We start from the raw sequence: 20,827 nt of genomic DNA, 5'->3' as shown, positions 1-20,827 counted from the left end.
GCCTTTCAACCGCGCGGCCCGTGAAGGTGTCGTAAAAAAATGTTGCCGCGTGGCAAATTCATTCTTGCCACGCGGCATGCCGCGCGGCAAGACTCTTCACTACTGAAATGTCGCCGGCTTCCCACCGGAGGGTGAACGACCTTGGTGACCCAAAGAGACGTGGCACGGCTGGCGGGAGTCTCCGTACGGACCGTGTCCAACGTCGTCAACAACTTCGCGTACGTGTCCGACGAGACCCGCGCCCAGGTCCAGCAGGCCCTGGACGAGCTCGGCTACCGGCCCAACGTCGCGGCGCGCAGCCTCAACCTGGGGCGCTCCAACCTGCTGGCCCTCGTGCTACCGCTGGACGTGCCGTACTTCACCGAGCTGGCCGCCCACGTGGTGGACCAGGCGGAGGAGCGCGGCTACACGGTGCTGATCGACCGTACCGAGGGGGCGGCGGAACGGGAGCGGCAGATCGTCATGCGGCGGGACCGCTCGGCCCTCTTCGACGGATTCATCTTCAGCCCGCTCGGCCTGACCTCCGACGAGCTGCGTGACTGGGCGGGCGAGTGCCCGGCGGTGACACTGGGCGAGGTGCAGGTAAAGGGCGTGGACCACGTCGCCATCGACGACACCGCCGCCGCCAGGAGCGTCACCGCGCACCTGGCCTCCCTGGGCCGGACGCGGATCGCCGCCATCGGCCTGGTGGACCGGCCGGTGGGCAACACCGCGGCGCACCGGTCGGCCGGATACCGGCAGGCGCTGGAGGAGGCCGGGCTGCGCCTGCGTGCCGAGCTCACCGGGCCGGTGCTGCGCTACCAGCGCCAGGACGGCCGGCTCGCGATGGAGCGGCTGCTCGACCTGCCGGAACCGCCGGACGCGGTGTTCTGCTACAACGACCTGCTGGCGCTCGGCGCGATGCGGGCGATCCTGGCGCGAGGTCTGCGGGTGCCGCAGGACATCGCCGTGGCCGGGTTCGACGGCATCGAGGAGGGCCGGTTCGCCACCCCGCCGCTGACCACCATCGTGCCCGACAAGGAGAAGATCGCCGAGCTGGCCGTGCGGCGCCTGCTGGAGCGCATCGAGGGCGACGACAGCGCCCCCGTACAGCTCGAGGCGCCGTGGCGGCTGATGGTCGACGAGAGCACCACGGGCGCGCGCGGATGACGGTCGCACTCCCCTCCCCGGCGCGCCGGCGCCGCGACCGCACCACCCTCTACATCTGGCTGTTCCTGACCCCGACCGTGCTCCTGTACGGCGCGTTCACGGTCTACCCGATCGTCGGCAGCTACATGTACTCCCTCACCGACTGGAACGGGTTCGACGCGAGCCCATCGTTCATCGGCCTGGCCAACTACCAAGAGGTCCTGGCCGACCCGATGTTCTGGAGCTCGTTCCGGCTGACACTGACGTTCATGCTCGTCGCGGTGCCGATCCAGGTGCTGGCCACCCTGCTGATCGCGATCGTGCTCAACTCGCCGCACATGCCGCTGCGCAAGTTGTTCAGGACCGCCCTGTTCCTGCCGGTGGTCACCACCACGGCGATCGTCGGCGTCGTCATGCAGTTCGTCTTCGACCCGGCCAGCGGCCCCGTGAACCTCGCGCTGCGCGAGGCCGGGCTGGCGCCGGACGGCATCGACTTCCTCGGGCAGTCCTCGACGGCGCTCGGCACGACGATCGGCGTGTACGTCTGGAAGTGGTTCGGCATCACGCTGATCTACTGGCTGGCCGCGCTGCAGACCGTGCCGAACGAGGTGTACGAGGCGGCCCGACTCGACGGCGCCGGCGCCCTGGCCACGCTCCGCCACATCACCATGCCGCTGCTCAAGCCCTTCCTGGTGATCATCACCCTGCTCTCGATCGAGGCGTCGCTGCAGGTCTTCGACCTCGTCCTGACCATGACCAACGGCGGCCCGTTCTACTCGACCGAGGTGATCGAGGTGTACATCTACCGGTGGGCCTTCGCCGCGACGGTCCCCCGACTCGGGTACGCGTCCGCGGCCGCCGTGCTGTTCGGCCTGTTCGTGTGCCTCGTCGGCATGTTGCAACTGCTCGCGATGCGCGCCACCCGCCGGACCAGGGGGATGGCGTGAACGCGGCCAAGATCCTGCGCCGGCTGCCCTGGTGGCTGGCCGCCGCCGCGCTCGCCATCGGCTGCCTGATCTGGATCTATCCGTTCCTGTGGATGGTCTCGGCGTCGTTCAAGACGTCGGCCGAGGTGTTCACCAAGGGGCTCGACCTGCTGCCGGACGCACCGGAGTGGGCCAACTACGAGCGCGCGTGGGTCGAGGCGGAGTTCGGCAAATACCTGCTCAACACCGTGATCGTCACAGTGTGCACGGTGGTGGTCGTGGTGGTCAGGTGCGCCATGACCGGGTACGTCCTCGCGCGCCACGAGTTCCGCGGCCGCAAGATCATCATGGGTGTCCTGGTGGCCACGCTGTTCGTCCCGGCCGGGTACACCATCATCCCGCTGGTCGACCTGTCCCAGAAGCTCGGCCTGCTCAACTCGCTGACCGGCCTCATACTGGCGATGTCGGGAGCCGCGAACGTGGCGGCCATCCTGCTCTATTTCGGCTACTTCCGCGGCATCCCCAAGGAGCTGACCGAGGCCGCGCTCATCGACGGCGCCGGCTTCGCCACCATCTTCTTCCGCATCATGCTGCCACTGGCCAAGCCGGTGACCGCCACGGTCACCGTGCTGACCTTCCTGTCCACCTGGAACGCGTTCTTCCTGCCGCTGGTCTTCACGTTCTCGCGGCCCGACCTGCGCACCGTCAGCGTCGGCATGCTGGCGTTCGTCGGTGAGAACGCCACGGACTGGTCGGGCATGGCCGCCGCGGCGACGATCTCGCTGCTGCCGGTCGTCGTGCTGTTCATCGTGCTGCAGCGGTACTTCATCGAGGGCATCGCCGGTGCCGTCAAATCCTGATCTATCGAAAGTGAGCATCATGTCTGACAATTCCATGATCCCCCGCCCCGAGTATCCGCGGCCGCAGTTCGTCCGCGACGAATGGCAGTGCCTGAACGGGACGTGGCAGTTCGAGCGGGACGCCGGCGACTCCGGGTTGGAGCGAGGGCTGCTCGACCGGGAGCTGAGCGGCGAGATCGTCGTGCCGTTCTGCCCGGAGGCGCCGCTGTCCGGCATCGGCGACCCGGACTTCCACGAGGCCGTCTGGTACCGCCGTACCGTGCGGGTGCCGCAGAGCTGGGCCGGGCGGCGGGTGCTGCTGCACTTCCAGGCGGTGGACCACGACGCCACCGTGTGGGTGGACGGCGTGGAGGCCGGGCGGCACCGGGGCGGGTTCACGCCGTTCAGTTGCGACTTGGCCGGTTCGGCCGATCCGGGGCACACGTACACGGTGGTCGTACGGGCCCGCGACCCGCGGAGTGGTTCGCAGGCGCGGGGCAAGCAGGCGACCACGTACGAGGGGCACGGCGCACGCTACGGGCGCACCACCGGCATCTGGCAGACGGTGTGGTGCGAGCCCGTGCCCGCCCAGCATCTCGGCCGGCCGCGGATCACGCCCAACGTCGCCGCGTCCGCGTTCCGGATCACCGTGCCGGTGTCGGCCGCCCGCTCCGGGCACCAGGTACAGGTGACAGTGTCGGACCAGGACGGAGAGGTCGCGCGGGCGCGGGCGCGCGCCGACCTCGATCTCGCCCCCGAGGTGTGGCTGCCGCTGCCGCAGGACCGCGTCCGACTCTGGTCCCCCGAGGACCCCCACCTGTACGACGTCCGCATCGACCTGCTCGACGGCGGCGGCATTGTGATCGACACCGCCGCCAGCTACGCCGGGCTGCGCTCGGTCTCCATCGACGGCCATGCCGTGCTGCTCAACGGCGAGGTGCGCTTCCAGCGGCTCGTGCTCGACCAGGGCTACTACCCCGGCGGCCTGATGACCGCGCCCTCGGACGAGGCCCTGCGCCACGACATCGAGCTGGCCGTGGCCGCCGGTTTCAACGGCGCCCGGTTGCACCAGAAGGTATTCGAGGAGCGGTACCTGTACCACGCGGACCGGATGGGGTTCCTGGTGTGGGGCGAGTTCGGGGACTGGGGCGCCAACACCGGCGGCGGCCCGTCGTGGGACAACCAGCGGCCGACCGCCTCCTTTGTGACGCAGTGGCTGGAGGCGGTCGAACGCGACTACTCCCATCCGTCCATCGTCGGCTGGTGCCCGCTCAACGAGACCTTCCAGAAGCTGCACGACCGGATCACCGTGCTCGACGACGTCACGGGGGGCATGTATCTGGCCACGAAGGCGACGGATCCGACCCGGCCGGTGATCGACGCGTCCGGGTACGCCCACCGAGTGCCGGGGGCCGACGTGTACGACTCGCACTGCTACGAGCAGGATCCCGAGGTGTTCGGCAAACTGATGGCAGGGCTGGCGGACGGGGAGCCGTACGTCAACGCCGGCCCCGACGGGACCGCGTGGTCGGTGCCGTACCAGGGGCAGCCGTACTTCTGCAGCGAGTTCGGGGGCATCTGGTGGAACCCGGACGCGCCTCCCGAGGAGCAGTCCTGGGGTTACGGCCAGCGGCCCGCCAGTGAGGAGGAGTTGCAGCGGCGTTTCGCCGGACTGGCCGGAGCGCTGCTGGACGATCCTCGGATGTTCGGCTACTGCTACACGCAGCTCACCGACGTCTATCAGGAGCAGAACGGCATCTACCGTTTCGACCGGTCGAGCAAGCTGGACGTCGCGCGGATCCGCGCGGCGCAACTGCGACCGGCGGCGATCGAGCGGGCCCGATCGGAGAATGGGCGATGACATTACGACGGACCTTCGCCGTCGCGGTGCTCACCGCAGGGGCGCTGCTGGCGGCGACGGCGCCCGCCATCGCGGTTCCGCCGCCGCCCGCGACCCCTCCGGAGGGCCGCACGACCGAGGTCAGCGGCCGGGTGGTGGACGCCGGCAGCGGCGCGCCGATCGAGGGGGTCAGCGTGCACGCCTCGCGGAGTGACGTGTTCGCCACGACCGCCGAGAACGGCACGTTCGTGCTGGCCGGCGTGCCGGAGAGCAGCGCGCTCGTGGTGGCCGGCAAGGAGGGGTACGCGTTCGCGTCCACGACCGCGGCCGGTTCGGTCACCCTCGAACTGGCCAGGGACACCGATCCGGCGCGGCAGGAGTACCCGCGCCCGGACGCCGACCGGCGCCCGTTCACCGGCGACACGTGGCTGTCGCTGAACGGGTCCTGGTCGTTCGACTTCGATCCCGGGAATGTCGGGGAGCGCGAACGCTGGTACGCCCCTGGGCACGCGTTCGGCAAGGCGATCCGGGTGCCGTTCGCGTACCAGTCGCTGGCCGCGTGGGGCGAGGAGGAGCTGGCGACCAAGGAAATCTTCCGCAGCGCATTCGCCGGTTACCGGGGGACGGTCTGGTACCAGCGGTCGTTCACCGTGCCCAGGGACTTCCCCGAGCAGCAGGTACGGCTGCGCGTCGGGGCCGCCGACTGGGGCGCGGCGGTCTGGCTCGACGGTGAGCCGGTGCTGTCGTACACCGGCAACGGGTTCACCGAGATCAGCGCCGGGCTGGGCGCGCTGGCTCCCGGTTCAACGCACACGGTGACGATCCGGGTGGTGGCGCCGCCGACAACGCCCGAGTCGCCGTACCCGATGGGCAAGCAGACGGGTGAGCCCAACGGGGCGGACACCGGCTGGTTCAGCGACGTCGGCGGGATCTGGCAATCGGTGTGGATCGAGCCCTACGCGGGCGCACGGCTCACCGACACGCGGGTGACACCCGAGCTGACCTTCGAAGGGGACGCGCGCACGCCGTCCATGGCGGCCGCGCGGATCGACGTCGCGGCCGATGGCGGGCAGCGCGCCACCGTGCAGGTGAGGGGCCCCGATGGCAAGGTGGTCGGCAGCGCCGACGTACCGCTCGAGAACGGGCGCGGGACGGCGCGGATCCCGATCAAGCGACCGCGCCTGTGGGAGCCGGACGATCCGGCCCTGTACACCGCCGACTTCCGTCTCGGAAACGACGACGGCGTCCGGACGACGTTCGGTCTGCGGACGATCGAGCGGAGATGGGCGCCCGGCCACCAGAACGAGTACCAGTACGTGTACCTCAACAACCGGCCGGTCTACCTGAGGGGTGTGCTCGACCAGGGCTACAACCCGTGGGGCCTGTACACCTACACCGGAGTCACCGCCGGGCCCGACCTGCGTACCGGAACCGAGAACGAGCCGGGCCGCGGCTCGATCTTGCTCGACCTGAAGAACGCCAAGAAGCTCGGCTTCAACGTGGTCAGGAACCACCTCAAGGTCAACGAGCCCGCCTACTACCATTGGGCGGACCGGCTCGGGCTGATGATCTGGTACGACATGCCCAACGCGGGCTGGCACTCCCTGGGCGCGGAGGCGGAGCGGCTGTTCGAAGGGCTGCTGCGCGCCACGCTCAAGCGGGACCACAACCATCCGTCGATCGTGATCTGGACGATCTTCAACGAGGCGTGGGGGCTCGGCAAGGAGCCGTGGCAGCAGCCGATCCCGGCGGAGGCGTTCCCGTACGTCCGCAGGATGGTCGAGGTCGCCCGCGACACCGACCCGTCGCGGCTGATCGTGGACAACTCCGCCTGCTGCCAGAACGGCCACCTCGACACCGACCTCAACGACTTCCACTACTACCTGGCCGGCTACGACGAGTGGAAGAAGCTGCTGGACGGGTTCGACGCCCAGGTCAAGCCGGGTTCCACCTGGAACTTCAACGACGGCGCCCAGAACGGGCAGCCGTGGCTGAACTCCGAGTTCGCCATCAGGTCCGGGCAGGCACCGCACACGTTCGGCCTATTCCGCGCCTATCCCAAGCTCAACGGATACGTCGGCGTCCAGCTCGCTGAGACCGAGCAGGAGGTGCAGAGCCCGGTCACGTTCGACCGGCAGCCGAACCGGCCGGAGTTCGTGGACCATCACGGCAGGCCGCGCGGCATCGACCTGTTCCAGGGTGACGACGCGATCTCGCTGATGGGCACGTCAGCGCGGAGCGTCGAACGCGGCGACGCGATCGAGGTGCCGGTCAAGGCCAGCCACTTCGGTGACACCGACCTGTCCCGGGCCAAGCTCCGGTGGAAGATCGGCGGCTACGACGACGAAGGCCGCTGGGTCGCCGACGCGGGCGGCGGCGGTTCGCGGCCGTTCGCCCCGGAACGCTACACCGTGACCGACGCCGGCACCGTGTCGGTCACCGCGCCGGCCAAGTTGCGCAACGGGTACGTGTGGATCTGGCTCGACACCGGCGGCCGGACCGTCGCCGAGAACTACCTGACCTTCGACACCCCCGCCCCCGATGGCGGCTTCTCCCCCGGCGCAGTGACCGCACAGGAATGGACCGGCGGAGCCCAAGCCAGGACCACCGGTGGGTCCGACTGGGTCACCGGTTACGGCCGCGGTCACTTCGAGTACGAGGTCCCGTTGCCCGAGGAGGTCCGCACGGGCCGGGCGCGCGGAGCCACCCTGATCGCGGAGATCGCGGCCGCCCAGCCCCGCGGCTGGTACGACCCCAACAACGTGACCACCGCACGCCACTACCCCGCCCGCCTCACCGTGTCGGTCAACGGCACCGCACTGCCGGTGATCGAGCTGCCCGACGATCCCCACGGGCCGACGGCGCTGGCCGGTCGATCACGGGGTTCCCTCGTGGCCGACTTCGGCAACCGCTACGGCTATCGAATCGCCGTCCCGATCACCGCACGCCAACTCGGCGACGGGGACACCGTCACACTGCGCTTCGCCTCCAACGGCGGCGGGCTGTCCGTCTTCGGCGTCCGCTCGGGCCGCCACGGCGCACCGCCCACGCTGGTCAGCGGCCGGGTCTCCGTGCCCGAGGAGCGTCCCCGCTTCCGGGCGGTCGACTCCCGGCTCTCGGTGCACCAGGCGCCAGCCGCGATCTCCACCGCGACCGGCGCCGGGACGGCGATTGTCTCGGTCGTCAACGACACCGCCAAGACGGCGCGGAATGTTCTCGTACGGCTGTCGGCCCCCAAGGGCTGGACCGCGAACGCCGCCGAGCCGGACGTGATCAGCTCACTGAAGCCCGGCGAGGCCCGTCACGTCGCGTTCACCGTACGGGCGGAATCGACCGTGCTGACCGGCCAGACCGCGGACTTCACCGCCACCGCGAGCTGGGACGGGCACGCGATCCAAGCGATCAGCAGAACGACGGTGACCTTCGCCCCCGGGGCCTACCCCGAGGTCGGCGTGGACGACACCTTCGACACCGATTCCAGCGCCGCCTACACGGTCCACAAGCCGTCGGCGACCGAGGCGTTGCCGCAGCTGACCTTCGGCACGGGAACGCTGCAGGCGCAGGGACCGGGCGCCTACTACGGCCTGGTCTCCCACGGCTCCGGGCCGAAGAGCTCCCGGGCTGTCGTGATCGTCGACCATGACCGGTGGGCCGGCACCGGGAAGGGGCAGGATGCTCTGTTCAACGGCCTGGTCAAGGACGAGCGCAACTACGTCATGGCTTGGACCGGGGTCAAGGGCCAGCACGGCATCGACATCAGGATCGACGGCAGGCTCACCGCCGCCTCCGGCGCCACGGGGATGCTGGAGCCCGGCGACCGCTGGGCATTCGTCCTCGACGGCAACTCGATCAGCACCTGGGTCGACCGCGGGGGTGGCTGGGGCTGGTCCCAGACCATGACGGGCACGACACAGGGCCGCATCGACTTCACCAGGCCCGGCGCGCTGGATGGCTGGCACTACGCCGTGGGCCTGCGCGGCAACGCCGGCCCCCAGGCGATCGGCCGCCTCGAAGGCCGCAGCGACCCCGGCTGAGAATAGGGCCGGCGACCATAACCGTCACCGGGCCGCTCCCGGTGCGGCTCGGTACGGCGATCACCTCGCGATCGTTCGCAGGAGGTTGCGGGCCTCCTCGACCATCCGGCTGCCTGTGGGGTGCGAAAACCCGGATGCGGCCTCTGGCCTGCGGCTATCCGCCCCATCTATGCGGCACGCCGGTATTGGTTGATCAGGCCGTCGAGTACCTGTCTGCGTTGCAAGCGGACCTGATCGAGATCGGTGGGTGGAGCCGGGGCATGTGGCGGTTGAGGTGGCCGACAGTCTCGTGAGCGATGGGGACGGTGCCGGTTGTCATGCCGTTCGTATGTCCGCAGGACTCGGTGGAGATGACCTTCACCGTAGATCAGCGGCCGGTCGGTGCATTCCCTTCGAACGGTACCGACCCAGCGCTCGGCTATCGCATTGGCCTGCGGGGCGCAAACTGGTGTTTTGATGATGCGGATGCCGAGCGAGGTGAACACCTCGTCAAAGGCCGCCGTGAACCTGGCATCGCGGTCGCGAATGAGGAATCTCATGCCCTCGGCCCGATCCTGTCGGGTGGCCGGGAGGTGAAACTCCTCCCGGCCACCCGACAGGCCAGCAGGCCGACGACTTCCCTCGCCCACCGGGTCACGGTGGTGCGGTGTATCTGGTCGCCGCCGGCCAGGTCGCCGGGCCGCTGGTCACAGCGCAGCACCGCCAGCACGATGCCCGCGATCTTTCCCACAGGCAGCGCCCGCCACCGCGAGCCGATCTTCTTCAAGTGGCCGCGCATCAGGTCGGCGAGATAGTTCAAGGTGGCGCTCGACAGCGGCAGGCGGGCGGTGTAGACAAGGCCGTCAGGGCCCTCGACGGCGTGGTTGTTTTTCTTCACACCAAACTCAACTGCCGTCGGGGCCCGCCGGTTACGCCCCGTCGACACCCACCGCGGCACCGCCAGTACTACAGTCGCGTTTATGACGCGTGTCCGCGTCGCTGGTAGTGGTGTCGGCGGACGGTGTGCTGGTGTCTTCGTCGCCAGCGTAAGCGGCACAGCTGAGCACAGGACGCCTCCTTCAGCTTCCGTTCGCGGCTGAGCGCGGTGGCTGCCGTGCCTGGTTCCGAAACTGTGCGGGCGATGAGCCGACCACGCGGCGGAACGCGGTGCTGAACGCGCTCTCGGACAGGTAGCCCGTGGCCCGTGCGAGCTCGGAGATCGACAGAGTGTCGCGGGTGAGGGCGTCGCGCGCGAGGTTCATGCGCCATTGGATCAGGTACTCCAACGGCGGGACCCCGACGTGGCTCTTGAAGGCCTGGGCGAACGCGGAACGCGACATGTGGCTGATCTCGGCGAGCTCCTTGAGGCTCCAGGAGTGGGCCACGTCCGCGTGCACGGCACGCAGGGCGGCACCGATGCCGTCCTCGTTCAGGGCGCCCAGCCAGCCGGTGGGCCGGTATGTCTGACTCGCGTGAGCACGCAGCATGTGCACGAGCAGGATCTGTGCGAGGTGGTTCTGCACCAGCGCGCCGCCAGCGGCGGCGACCCCGACCTCGGTGGCAAGGAGATCGATCAGCTGCGCGAGCCGCCTGCCATGAGGATCGGCCACGCGGACGATCACGAGCGGCGGCAGAAGATCGGTCAGGAGGGCCGCGTTCCTGTCGTCGAACGCGATGTGCCCGACGCAGAGGTAGAGGTCCTCCTCGGACTCCGGGCCGATCCGCACGAACCCGTCTTCGGCACCCGCCCACACCGGCTCCGCAGGGCGCGGGCTTGCGTCGAGCGTGCTGGCCAGCACGTAAGGCGGCGGGTTGCCCAGCATGAAGGTGTCACCCTCCTGCAGAAGCACCGGCTCGTGCCCTTCGAGGATCAACCAGCACGTGCCGCGCACGAGCCCCCCGACCCGCACGTGCAAGAACGTGTCGAAGCGCAAAGCCCACTCTCCCGCGGCCCGGAGATTGGGCCCGACCACCGTGCGGGGCCGGAGCAGGCCGATCGCGTCAGCCACTGGATCCCGAAATCCGAGCACCGACGACACCTCCTGGACGATACGTAAAGAAAGCCGGACTCTGCATCATGGATCATACTCCGATGCCCCCGTAGTCTCGATGTCGAACGGATCGGCATCGAGAGAGTGATGGAGACACCCACATGGGACAGCTGGAAGGCAAGACGTCGGTGGTCACCGGGGGCAGTACCGGTATCGGTCTGGCCACCGCCGTACGGCTGGCGGATGAGGGCGCGTACGTGTTCGTCACCGGCCGACGCGAGTCCGAGCTGGAGGCCGCCGTCAAGACCATCGGAGCAGACCGAGCCGCCGCAGTCGTCGGCGACATCTCGAAGCCGGAGGACCTGGACCGGCTCTACAAGGCGGTCCGGGCGCGAGGCAAGGGTTTGGACGTGCTCGTAGCGAACGCGGCGGTCGGTGCGTTCATGACGCTGGAACAGACCACCGAGGAGCACTTCGACCAGACCTTCGCGGTCAACGTCCGAGGCACGCTGTTCACCGTGCAGAAGGCGTTGCCGCTGCTCAACGACGGAGCCTCGATCGTCCTGGTCGGTTCGACGGCCGGCGACCGTGGAGTAGAGGCGTTCGGCGCGTACGCGGCGTCGAAGGCGGCCGTCCGGTCCTTCGCGCGGACGTGGTCCAACGAGCTCAAGGAGCGTGGCATCCGGGTCAACGTGGTCTCGCCGGCATGGATCGAGACTCCCGGGGGCACCGCCGCTTTCGGCGACGAGGAGACCGCCCAGGCCGTCAAGGAGAATGTCGCCGCGACCGTGGCCAAGGGCCGCATGGGTCAGCCTGAGGAGGCCGCCGCAGTCGTGGCCTTCCTGGCCTCGGAACAGAGCAGCTACGTCGTCGGCGCGAACTTCTACGTCGACGGTGGCGCGAACCAGATCTGAGCAGGCACCACACGGTGGGTGGCATCTGAAGCGTCGGCACCGCTCACACTTACGTGACGGCCGTCGTCGACCACCTGTCCCGGCGGGCGCCCGGGCTGCTGCGGGTCTCGAGGGAGACCGATCCCGAGCACGTCCTGCTCGACGGAACGCTCGCCGAGCGCGACCGTGTCGGTGACAGCCGGGCCGACTTCTCCCAGAAGCACCGCCGCCTCGGGATGAACGTTCAGGTCGTGGCCAATCCCGGCGGCAGGTGCTGTGGATCTCCCCCGCACCACCCGGCCGTACCCACCGCATCATCCGGATCTGCGAACGCCAGGGCGTCCCCATCCTTGCCGCCCGTGCCTACATCGGGGCCGACTCCTGGGTGACCACGCCGATCAGACGGCTTCCTCTCAAGGACCTCACCCCGACCCAGCGGATAATCAACATGGCGCTGTCAGCGGCGCGCGCACCAGTCGAACGAAGCGTCGCGAGAGTGAAGTCCCGGCGCGTCCTCCGCGGAGCTCGCGCCGGCCCAAACCGCTTGTCGTCAATCTCCGCCACCATCCTCACGTTGGAGCATCAACGCTGAAAACGCTCACTGCGTTGTCGACATCGACGTGGCATATGGAATGCCGAACTGACGTTGAAGGTTCATATGTGTTCCGTGAGCGCGGGAAGGACATGACGTGCCGTGGAGCACGCGCGAGCTCGCTGAACTGGCGGGAACGACAGTGAACACAATCCGCCACTACCACCGTCTCGGACTGCTCGACGAGCCCGAGCGCCGGTACAACGGATACAAACAGTACGAGGTAGGGCACCTGGTGAGCCTCCTGCGCGTCCGACGTCTGGCAGACCTTAGGGTGCCGCTCTCGCGGATCGGTGACGTTAGTGCCGGCGCCGTCAGCACACCGGGTGCTCTGCGCGATCTTGACGCCGAACTCCAGATGAGCATCGAGCGCTTGCAGAAGGCGCGGGCAGACATCGCAGCGATCCTCCGCGACCACGCGCCTGCGGATGTCCCCGCCGGGTTCGAGTCCGTAGCATCTCGACTGTCGGAGGTGGACAGTTCGATGATTCACGTCTACACACAGCTATACGACAAGGACGCCTTGGCCGACATTCAGAAGATGGTGGAGGCTGACATCGACGACGTCGGTGCTGACATCGATCGATTGCCGGCCGACGCAGATGAGGACACGCGGCAGCGTCTGGTCGAGAGACTCGCTCGGACTCTCGCGCAGAATCTCATCGACTATCCGTGGTTGAGCGATCCAGCTTCGCACCTGTCCAAGAGCCCCTACGTCACGGCGCAGACGATCGTGGACGTCTTGGTGGATTTGTACAACCCTGCCCAGTTGGACGTGCTCGTCCGTGCTAACACCCTCGCGAGCGACCAGGTGCGTGCCATTCGGGAGCAGAGCGGACAGGCGGACGAGGGACGCGCTCCCCGCGGGGGTTGACCGTGTCCCGAGAACACGGTCTTTGCTGAAGCCAGGCCGTCGCAGGGCTCGCCACTGCCGCCGAGAACTACCCCGATGACGCGACGAGAAGGGAACGAGCAATGGCCGGACGGTACGGAGACTCACATCCGGCTTCCTCAGAGGAGCCGGACGAGACAGCAGTATGGGGGAACCCGACATTGGCGGAGGACCTCCTCCTGATTCTGTTCCAGCCGAATTCCGGTCTGCGGTCCGGCACTGGAAGCATCTCCGGGGAGAGCACGCTCTACTATGTGCTCGCCGGGGCGGTGCTCGCCGACCTCGGGCTCGGGGGCCACGTCCGGAGCGGCACCGGACGGATGGGAACGATGACAGTGGAGGCCGTCGCTGACAACCCGCCCTCGGATCACCTCCTCCGTGCTAGTTGGGAGTACGTCGCCGACAAGCCTCGGGGAGTGCAGACCGTCCTTGCCGCGACGGGGCCGGCCTTGCGTGAACCGCTTTTGGATCGACTCGTCGAGCGCGGGGACCTCCGGCGGGGCACGCGCAAGGCGCTCGGCCTGTTCGACACCTCAAGCACTGATGCGCGGGCCGCGATCTCCCGTTCGCCGGCCTGCTGGAGTGGCCGCTGCTGCTCGACCGAGGCCCAACAAACTGGACGATCTTGAGTTGCTCTGGAGGCATGGCCGCAGGAGTCTGGGAGATGGCTCAGGTGCGGGCCTAAAGGCATGCGCGAGCGGCGTGGGAGTCGGCGTTGTCGCCCCATGATCGGGTGCTCCAGGCCAGGCTCATGATCGCTGGTCCGGAGAAGAGGGCATATTGGTCAGTAGGTGGTCCAGTCGCGGTTGAACCAGCGGCGGATGCGGCTGGAGCCGAAGACGGACTTGTCCGCCGCGGACGTCGCGGACGGGTGGTCGAATCGGCCGTGGGGGCGTTCGCCCGTCTTGAAGGTCACTTCGACGCGGGCCACCTGGCCGTGACCGAACTCGATGTAGCAGACACCCGTCCCGTTGTAGGCCGCGGCGGATTCGCCGCGGCGGTGCCGGGCGATGATCTGGTCGGCGGCGACCGCGGCCTGGCCTTCGGCGAAGACACCGGCCTTGGGGGTGCCGACGCTGGTGACATCGCCGACCGCGTAGACATCGGGGTAGGCGGTCTCCAGGGTGAGGGGGTCTACGGGGATCCAGCCGTCGACGCACATCCCGGAGTTCAGGACGACGTCGGGCGCCCGATGGACGGGCACGCCGAGGAAGAGGTCGAAGGGGATCTCTCCACCGTCGGCGAGTACGGCCACCCGGCGTCGCGGATCGAGGGCGCGGACGAGGCGATCGGGATGCCAGGCGATACCACGTTCGGTGAACGCCGCCAGCAGCGCCTGCGACGCCGCCGGGGACGGCGGGATCGGCGCGCCCAGCGGCATGACCAACGCGATCTCGGAAGTGTCGCGCAGGCCGCGTTCCACCAGGAAGTCGTGGACCATCAGCGCGGTCTCGCTCGGCGCGGGCGGGCACTTGAAGGGGGTCGAGGTCACCCCCACGACGACCCGGCCGCCGGGGAAGCCGCGCAGGACGTCCCGGACCGCGAACGCGCCCTCCACGGTGTAGAACTCGTGGCCCGCCTCGACGAGGCCCGGCGTCGCCGCGGGATCGAGGTCGGCGCCGAGGGCGACGACCATCACGTCGGCCTCGAAGGGCCCCGCGTCGGTCTCGACGCGCCGCCGCTCGGGGTCGACGGCGCGGATGGTGGTCAGGACGAACCGCACGCCGGGCCGGACGACGTCCGCGTAGGGGTGCCGCACCGCCTCGGCGGCGGTGCGGCCGAACATCACATCGAGCTTGGAGAAGCCGAAAACGAACCCCTCGGACTTGTCGATCAAGACGATGTCGGCGTCGTCCCCCAGTTCCTCCGAGAGCCGGGCCGTCAGCTCCAGGCCACCGAAACCGGCGCCCAGCACCAGGATCCGCATGATCTTCGCTACCTTCCTGAGATTTCCTCGAATCCGTCAGATCACTTCGGCTGAGGAACGATCCGAAGGTAGGGCTTGGGCTCGTCCCAGTCGCCGAAGAGGTCCTTGGCCTGGTCGTTGGAGACCGATCCCGCGATGACGACGTCCTGGCCCTGCGTCCAGTTCGCCGGCGTGGCCACTTTGTGTCTCGCGGTGAGCTGCAGGGAGTCGATCACCCGCAGGATCTCGTCGAAGTTGCGGCCGGTCGTCATCGGATAGAGCAGGATCAACTTGATCTTCTTGTCCGGGCCGATCACGAAGACGCCGCGCACGGTCTGGTTGTCGGCGGCCGTACGGTCCGCCGGGTCCCCGCTGACGTCCGCGCCGAGCATCCCATAGGCCTTGGAGATGGTGAAGTCGGCGTCACCGACCATCGGGTAGTTCGGCGCGGTGCCCTGGGTCTCCTCGATGTCGGCGGCCCAGACGGCGTGCTTGTCGACCGGGTCGACCGACAGCGCCATGATCTTCACGCCGCGGCGGTCGAAATCACCCTTGATCGCAGCCATGTAGCCGAGTTCGGTCGTGCAGATCGGGGTGAAGTCCTTGGGGTGCGAGAAGAGCACGGCCCAGGAGTCGCCGATCCAGTCGTGGAACCGGATCACGCCGTCCGTGGTGGCGGCGACGAAGTCGGGGGCGGTGTCACCAATGGTCAGGCCCATCGTCGATCTCCATTCGAGAGGAGCGTCCTGCTTCCGGGTGAAGCCGGACGCCCTGTCATCGAAGACACTAGGACGGCCGCGTTCCCTGAACGTTCCTTCGCTGGAGGCCGTCCCGTACGCTGTTCGCCTGAGCCGTCGCCCGGTCGGCCCAGAAGGAGTGCCCGACCTCCGCATAGAGCGCGGCCGCCGACTGGAACCGCTCGCGGGCCGCGTACGGGTCGCCGTCCGCGACCGCAGCGCTCGCCGCCGCAGACTCGGCCATCGCGCTCCAGGCCGAGCTCGCGAAGGAGCCGGCGAACTGGGCGGCCGCCGCGGCGTGGGCGTGCGCGCCCTCCCGATCGCCGACCAGGGCGTACGCCTGGGCGCCGACCGGGTGGAGTAGCGCGCTGCAGGTCGGGCAGTCGCCGTAGCGGGCCGCCGCGCTCTGGGTCGCGCGTACCGCCCGGAGCACCTCCTCCGGTCTGTCCCGCTCCATGGAGGCGAAGGCCGCGGTCGCATGCAGCCGGGCCCACGCATGGCGCGCCATCGGGGTGACGGTCGCGATCGCCGCCGCGCGCTTCAGATAGACCGCCGCGTCGTCGTGCGCGCCCCCGCAGGCGGCCAGCTCCGCCCGCCGCAGCCACGGCAGCGCGACCGAACGGCTTCCCAGCGGCGCGTACAGCTCGCAGCTCCGTTCCAGGCACGCCTCCGCCTCGTCCCATTGGGCACGCAACAGCAGCGACTCGCCCAGCAGGCACCAGGCGAACGCCTGCGCCGGGATCGCGTCGGCTCGCTCGGCGATGGCCAGCGTCTGGCGGGCGTACTCCTCGACGTCGCCGGCGAGCCCGTCACCGTAGAGCTGGTATTGGCTGAGACAGTGGTTGAAGTCGCAGAAACGGGCGACCCGGACCCCGAGCGCCACACCGGCGAGCCCTTCGATCTGAGCCTGCAGCCCTGGCCGCCAATCCCCCTGGACGTGCGCGATGAACGCCAGCGCTTCCAGCGCCGCCGCGACGTCGGCTGAGTCTCCGTCGGCGCGGGCGATGGCATGGGCCCGCTCAGCGAGCTGGCGTGCCGTGGCGAAGTCGCCGCGTTCCCAGGCGAGGTTCGCTCTCAGGCAGACGAGCCGCCCATGCTCGGCCTGGTCGGGCGCGAGGCCGTCCGCGGCGGCCAGATGCGGTTCGGCCTCGTCGGACAGGTGTTGCATCAACCACGCGCTCGCGCATTTACGGTGGATGCGACCGGCCACCGCGGGATCCGCCGAGTCGGCGAGGGCCTGGCCGAACGCCTTCACGGCCCCCGCCGGGTCGCCAGACTGCACCCGGAGGTCGCCGACCCGTTCCCACAGGTCGGTTGTCAGTTTCGGATCGGACGTCTGCCCGCTGTTGATCTCCTCGAACTGGCGTTGCGTCTCCGGACGGGGCTCGACGCCGAGTTCCGCGTCGAGCAGCTCCCGCAGGCGCGCGTACTGGCGTCGTGCCTCGTCGCGGCGGCCGGCCAGCGCGTACAAGCGCATCAGCCAGGCGTGCGCGTCCTCCCGCAAGGGATCGGCCGCGACCAGCTGCTGCACCGCCCGTGCCGCGCGGTTCAGCTCGCCTCGCGCTTCCAGCAGCGCGGCGAACTCCTCGACGACGCCCAGCCAGTCGAGCCGAAGCTCCTCCCGCGGCGCCGCGGCCCAGTCCTCGTACAGGTCCTCAGGAAGCAGACCGTCTCGATAGACCTCGATCGGGACCCCGTACGCGTCGGGCTCCCTGGACCTGCGGGCCACGGCCACGAGCGACCAGTAGTCGGCCACATCCACCGAGGTCCCATCAGGCAGGCACAGCAGATCCCCGACCGACACGATCAGCTCGTTCCCGTCGTCGGTACCAAGACTGCGCCGTGCGGAATGCAGCGCCTTGCGAAGATTCGCCCCCGCCGCCCGCTGGTCGAGTTCCGGCCACAGCGCCTCCATCACCTGTTCCCGCCGCAGCCGGTGCCCAGGTGCCAGGGCGAGCAGCTTCACCAGCGCCGCGGGCTTCCGCTGAGACCACGCCTCCGGTACGACAGGCACCCCTCCCACCGAGACCCGAAACCCCCCGAACAGCCCGATCCGGAAATCCATTACATCGTTCCAAAGGCAGACGTGATCAGCACGAAGCAGATCATTTCACACGCATTCCTGAATTGCGCCCGTACGCACTGGACTCGCCGCTTGACCTGACCGACGCGGCGAGGACGGTGCGCAGCGGCCGGCGGGTCCGCCAAGTCTCCAGATCCATCGGGCCGACGGTCAGGTTCCCCTCTCGGGCCGCGGCGTGGGAAGCCACCCAGACCCACGAGGGCAGAAGCGGCTGCGGTGGACGGTGCGGTGGGGGTGGACGCCAGGCTCCGGCCGCGCGGGCGTGAGCAGGCGGAGGTGCTGACCACGACCTGCGCCAAGGTGGGCTGATCCCCGTCGGGAACAGCCGGCGACACCATCGTGATCGTCCTGGCCTTGTCGGCCAGCTGGTGAGAACGCCACACGGCACAAACGGCGGCATCGTCGCACATCACCGTGCGCAACTACGACGGCTGCTGAGGAGGGCCGCCGATGTCTTCTTCTGGCGGGCAGGCGCGGCCGCCGCCGCTGCAATCGTAGATACTTGCACCGAGGATGAGGTGTATGACTGCTCTCACACGTCTCGTGACGTTCGTCGACGTCGATAATGAGGCGGCTGACACCATCTCGGTGTCGGCCCGTCACGAGGCGGAGCTCGTGGACGGAACCCGGGTGTTGCTGCTGAATGACCGAGGTTGGGGCTCATCGCAAGGCTGGGCCGCGACGTCGGTAGCAGACATACAAGAGACGACGCGGGCGGTGGTCGGACCCGATGAGCCGTTCAGCGGCCGTTCCCAGGAAGCCATGGAAGCAGACCATTGGGCCTCGCTCCAGCAGATCGTCCAGCGGCAGGGAGTCATTGTCGACGCGGCCGCGCTCAGGCAACTGCCGCACGACGTCGTGCTCAGCCAACAGGTGCTTGCGCGCATCGGTGGCAACTCAGACACCGGCACCTCCGGCTGAGCCGGGCACCGTCAAAAGCGACCAGAAGGACGCGAAGCGTTCGGGGGGAACGTGTGACAGCCAGTCCCGAAGAAGACGACGTCGTAACAACGGTCCGGCTGCCAGCGGAACAGGTCGGCCGACACGAAGCGCACCCGCTCGTCCTCGCCCACCCGCGTCGAGGCGATGGCGAGCATTTCCGGGGACGCGTCCACGGCCGTGACATCTGTGGCGTGCTGGAGCAACTGGGCGGTCCATCTGCCTGGGCCGCAGGCGAGTTCGAGCAGGCTGCCGGTCGGCCGGAACGCATCGAGCGCCGCCGACAGTTCAGAGGCTCTGGGAGGGGGTCGGCACTGGCGACCTCGCGTCGGAACCCACGGGGAGAGCAGGCGTCGGCTCAACCGCCACCAGGCGAGGTCACGTTCACGATGCTCGTGCAGATGGCGCGCCAGGAAGGACAGCCACTGCCGGGCCTTGCCGGCGTCCCAGCCAGACCCGCGTTCATGGCGGTAGGCGGCAGCCACGGCTGCGTCGACGAGCGCGTCCTCTACTTCTGCTCGGGACTTCATGGAGAAGAGTGCCGTGACGTCACTGCGACTTTCGCACACCCTGCGTAACAGCGAGACCGTCAGAGGCGTGGACAACGCCGCTGCCAACGGGCTGTAGAACGCTCGTCCAGGTACTCGTAGAGCGGCTCCAGAAGGCCTGGGTCCGGCCACGTGACAGCACGCAGGTAGGCGAGCACGTCCTCGATCCACAGGGGCACGATCTCGATGAGTGGTGCTCGGCGCAGAGGCGGGCCGCCTTCTTGGATGAGCTCTCGGTACTCGGTCGAGCGGCAGGTGAGCACGACCGGCTGGCCCTCGCCAAGGGCGTCGTTGATGGCCCTTACCGCGAGGCGACGCGCGAACTCGGGGATCTCGTCGAGCCCGTCCACCACGGGCAGCAACAGACCGTGGCCATAAAGGCTGCGGGGGATCTCCGTGGCGCCGCCGTAGTGGGATACGGCCAGAGTCCGCACGACCCAGTCACCCAGCTTCTCCTCGCGGCTGGGGTCCCAAGAGGCGGCTGACAGCAGAACCGGGACACGGTCGCCGTCGCGCCAGTCTCATTCTCTCTACTTTGGCGGACTTCGAGCTGTCCAGGTCAACCTTGCAGTTCGTTATCAAATGGTTCGGAGCCCCAAAGATTCCGGGGGCCTTGCCGGAAGAGTACGCCGCCATGGTTCGGTCTGCGATAGTCCGGGATCTCCTCACTCAGCTAGATTTCCATGGCATTGTAGCGAGCTATCGCCCAAGGCTAACGATCCCATCAACTCTGCTCTTCCGCTCGGCAATTTCGTTTGCTATGGCACATGAGGCTGCGCATCTGCTGATCGGTGAGAGCGACTCGCCTGAGGCACGGCTCTCAAGTCATATTCGCGCTGACGGAACCATCGCCGACTCACAGTGGGGCCGGGAGTTGGCCCAGGATAGGCTGGCATTGCGTCTCTCTCGACATGTCGCCTCAACGCTGGCCGATAGATTTGGCCGTGTACCAGGGTTTAGACGAGAGACTGAGGGCGATGTGGCTAAGTATCTAACCTCAGCAAAAAACACGGAAATAGAGAGCGGAAAGTGTCTCAATCTCTTGCGAGCCCGTGGTCGCGACGCATTGCCCGAAGTGCTGGATCTGCTCGGGGTTGACGCTGAAGAAATTCTTGGTTCGACTCAACTGTCCAGGCGCTCCGTTGCTCAAATTATCGACCACTCAGACCGTATTCATATGCCGAGTGGAAAGGACAGGCGCACCTATGTAGATATCTGGGCGAACGTAGTCTCTGCTGCGCTAAGAGAAGCTCCGGATCGGAACCGAATTCTCTATCATCTTTTGGATTTCGACGAGGACAGGACAGAGGCCGGGCCAGGAACGGCACCTTCGTAAGAACAGGCCTGACAGGCCGCGGCCCTCCGGCCGGACCAGTGCGCGGCAGTCGCGTAATCCAGCCCGGTGGCCGGATCTCCCGCTCAACCGGATGATCCACCGATGGCTCAAAGTCGTCGAAGACCACATGACCGCAGCCGCCGACCTCTACGCCGGCAGGTAAA

The 20,827-nt window shown here is 68.3% G+C and carries 18 protein-coding genes and 1 pseudogene; 11 read left to right on the top strand and 8 right to left on the bottom strand.

The features are described from left to right. Positions 1 to 144: 144 nt before the first annotated feature. The 5 genes from ACTMTF_RS43090 to ACTMTF_RS43070 are packed head-to-tail and all read left to right on the top strand — an operon-like array spanning position 145 to position 8,767. Complete coding sequence (locus ACTMTF_RS43090) at positions 145 to 1,149, top strand: LacI family DNA-binding transcriptional regulator (protein ID WP_441115909.1); 1,005 nt, start codon at positions 145 to 147, stop codon at positions 1,147 to 1,149. Further along, positions 1,146 to 2,075: a carbohydrate ABC transporter permease gene (locus ACTMTF_RS43085; RefSeq protein ID WP_441115886.1), complete on the top strand. Its 930-nt coding sequence runs from the start codon at positions 1,146 to 1,148 to the stop codon at positions 2,073 to 2,075. The genes ACTMTF_RS43090 and ACTMTF_RS43085 overlap by 4 nt, the downstream gene beginning before the upstream one ends. Continuing rightward, positions 2,072 to 2,914, top strand: a complete 843-nt coding sequence (locus tag ACTMTF_RS43080; RefSeq protein WP_441115885.1) for a carbohydrate ABC transporter permease — start codon at positions 2,072 to 2,074, stop codon at positions 2,912 to 2,914. The genes ACTMTF_RS43085 and ACTMTF_RS43080 overlap by 4 nt, the downstream gene beginning before the upstream one ends. A 19-nt stretch (positions 2,915 to 2,933) precedes the next feature. Next, positions 2,934 to 4,754 (top strand): glycoside hydrolase family 2 protein, encoded by a 1,821-nt coding sequence (locus tag ACTMTF_RS43075; protein ID WP_441115884.1) that lies wholly within the window; start codon positions 2,934 to 2,936, stop codon positions 4,752 to 4,754. Next, positions 4,751 to 8,767, top strand: a complete 4,017-nt coding sequence (locus ACTMTF_RS43070; RefSeq protein WP_441115883.1) for a glycoside hydrolase family 2 TIM barrel-domain containing protein — start codon at positions 4,751 to 4,753, stop codon at positions 8,765 to 8,767. The genes ACTMTF_RS43075 and ACTMTF_RS43070 overlap by 4 nt, the downstream gene beginning before the upstream one ends. 167 nt (positions 8,768 to 8,934) lie before the next feature. Here the strand turns inward: ACTMTF_RS43070 and ACTMTF_RS43065 are convergent, their stop codons facing one another. The 3 genes from ACTMTF_RS43065 to ACTMTF_RS43055 form a co-directional block, all read right to left on the bottom strand. Beyond that, positions 8,935 to 9,306: an integrase core domain-containing protein gene (locus tag ACTMTF_RS43065; protein WP_441115882.1), complete on the bottom strand. Its 372-nt coding sequence runs from the start codon at positions 9,304 to 9,306 to the stop codon at positions 8,935 to 8,937. After that, positions 9,303 to 9,644, bottom strand: a complete 342-nt coding sequence (locus ACTMTF_RS43060; protein ID WP_441115881.1) for a hypothetical protein — start codon at positions 9,642 to 9,644, stop codon at positions 9,303 to 9,305. Before ACTMTF_RS43060 ends, ACTMTF_RS43065 begins: the two co-directional genes overlap by 4 nt. A gap of 181 nt (positions 9,645 to 9,825) precedes the next feature. Next, entirely contained in the window at positions 9,826 to 10,785 is a 960-nt protein-coding gene (locus ACTMTF_RS43055; protein WP_441115880.1) for an AraC family transcriptional regulator, read from the bottom strand. Positions 10,786 to 10,898: 113 nt separating this feature from the next. Between ACTMTF_RS43055 and ACTMTF_RS43050 the strand changes: the two genes are divergently transcribed. The 4 genes and pseudogenes from ACTMTF_RS43050 (at position 10,899) to ACTMTF_RS43035 (ending at position 13,743) form a co-directional block, all read left to right on the top strand. Further along, positions 10,899 to 11,651, top strand: a complete 753-nt coding sequence (locus tag ACTMTF_RS43050; RefSeq protein ID WP_441115879.1) for an SDR family NAD(P)-dependent oxidoreductase — start codon at positions 10,899 to 10,901, stop codon at positions 11,649 to 11,651. A gap of 29 nt (positions 11,652 to 11,680) precedes the next feature. Then, positions 11,681 to 12,222: pseudogene (locus ACTMTF_RS43045) on the top strand (transposase family protein); the annotation flags it as partial. A gap of 97 nt (positions 12,223 to 12,319) precedes the next feature. Next, positions 12,320 to 13,096 (top strand): MerR family transcriptional regulator, encoded by a 777-nt coding sequence (locus ACTMTF_RS43040; protein ID WP_441115878.1) that lies wholly within the window; start codon positions 12,320 to 12,322, stop codon positions 13,094 to 13,096. A 179-nt stretch (positions 13,097 to 13,275) separates the two neighbouring features. Beyond that, positions 13,276 to 13,743 carry a GOLPH3/VPS74 family protein gene (locus tag ACTMTF_RS43035; RefSeq protein WP_441115877.1) on the top strand — a complete coding sequence of 156 codons (468 nt, stop codon included), beginning with the start codon at positions 13,276 to 13,278 and terminating at the stop codon, positions 13,741 to 13,743. Positions 13,744 to 13,898: 155 nt separating this feature from the next. Here the strand turns inward: ACTMTF_RS43035 and ACTMTF_RS43030 are convergent, their stop codons facing one another. From ACTMTF_RS43030 to ACTMTF_RS43020, 3 genes are all read right to left on the bottom strand, one after another. Continuing rightward, entirely contained in the window at positions 13,899 to 15,041 is a 1,143-nt protein-coding gene (locus tag ACTMTF_RS43030; RefSeq protein WP_441115876.1) for an NAD(P)/FAD-dependent oxidoreductase, read from the bottom strand. 41 nt (positions 15,042 to 15,082) lie between these two features. Continuing rightward, entirely contained in the window at positions 15,083 to 15,739 is a 657-nt protein-coding gene (locus ACTMTF_RS43025; protein WP_441115875.1) for a peroxiredoxin, read from the bottom strand. A gap of 67 nt (positions 15,740 to 15,806) precedes the next feature. After that, positions 15,807 to 17,771 (bottom strand): BTAD domain-containing putative transcriptional regulator, encoded by a 1,965-nt coding sequence (locus ACTMTF_RS43020; protein WP_441115874.1) that lies wholly within the window; start codon positions 17,769 to 17,771, stop codon positions 15,807 to 15,809. Positions 17,772 to 18,383: 612 nt separating this feature from the next. Between ACTMTF_RS43020 and ACTMTF_RS43015 the strand changes: the two genes are divergently transcribed. Further along, positions 18,384 to 18,761, top strand: coding sequence for a hypothetical protein (locus ACTMTF_RS43015; protein WP_441115873.1), 378 nt, complete (start codon positions 18,384 to 18,386; stop codon positions 18,759 to 18,761). Between the two features lie 11 nt (positions 18,762 to 18,772). Here ACTMTF_RS43015 and ACTMTF_RS43010 read toward each other — a convergent pair whose 3' ends face one another. Both ACTMTF_RS43010 and ACTMTF_RS43005 read right to left on the bottom strand, forming a co-directional pair. Continuing rightward, positions 18,773 to 19,384 carry a class I SAM-dependent methyltransferase gene (locus tag ACTMTF_RS43010; RefSeq protein WP_441115872.1) on the bottom strand — a complete coding sequence of 204 codons (612 nt, stop codon included), beginning with the start codon at positions 19,382 to 19,384 and terminating at the stop codon, positions 18,773 to 18,775. After that, positions 19,369 to 19,761, bottom strand: coding sequence for a hypothetical protein (locus tag ACTMTF_RS43005; RefSeq protein ID WP_441115871.1), 393 nt, complete (start codon positions 19,759 to 19,761; stop codon positions 19,369 to 19,371). The genes ACTMTF_RS43010 and ACTMTF_RS43005 overlap by 16 nt, the downstream gene beginning before the upstream one ends. 101 nt (positions 19,762 to 19,862) lie before the next feature. On the opposite strand from ACTMTF_RS43005, the gene ACTMTF_RS43000 reads away from it, so the two are divergent. Beyond that, on the top strand, positions 19,863 to 20,663 hold the full coding sequence (locus ACTMTF_RS43000; protein ID WP_441115870.1) for a hypothetical protein: 801 nt from the start codon (positions 19,863 to 19,865) through the stop codon (positions 20,661 to 20,663). The last annotated feature ends 164 nt before the right edge of the window (positions 20,664 to 20,827 follow it).

The sequence above is a fragment of the Nonomuraea sp. ZG12 genome (assembly GCF_052068115.1).
Classification (GTDB): Bacteria; Actinomycetota; Actinomycetes; order Streptosporangiales; family Streptosporangiaceae; genus Nonomuraea.
Note: the sequence above shows the minus strand (reverse complement) of the source record. Positions and strands in the feature narration are given on the sequence as shown.

Bases quoted from the DNA above. Each gene is read 5' to 3' on its own strand.
- ACTMTF_RS43085 (WP_441115886.1), top strand. From the start codon at position 1,146: ATGACGGTCGCACTCCCCTCCCCGGCGCGCCGGCGCCGCGACCGCACC.
- ACTMTF_RS43075 (WP_441115884.1), top strand. From the start codon at position 2,934: ATGTCTGACAATTCCATGATCCCCCGCCCCGAGTATCCGCGGCCGCAG.
- ACTMTF_RS43070 (WP_441115883.1), top strand. From the start codon at position 4,751: ATGACATTACGACGGACCTTCGCCGTCGCGGTGCTCACCGCAGGGGCG.
- ACTMTF_RS43065 (WP_441115882.1), bottom strand. From the start codon at position 9,306: ATGAGATTCCTCATTCGCGACCGCGATGCCAGGTTCACGGCGGCCTTT.
- ACTMTF_RS43050 (WP_441115879.1), top strand. From the start codon at position 10,899: ATGGGACAGCTGGAAGGCAAGACGTCGGTGGTCACCGGGGGCAGTACC.
- ACTMTF_RS43030 (WP_441115876.1), bottom strand. From the start codon at position 15,041: ATGCGGATCCTGGTGCTGGGCGCCGGTTTCGGTGGCCTGGAGCTGACG.
- ACTMTF_RS43025 (WP_441115875.1), bottom strand. From the start codon at position 15,739: ATGGGCCTGACCATTGGTGACACCGCCCCCGACTTCGTCGCCGCCACC.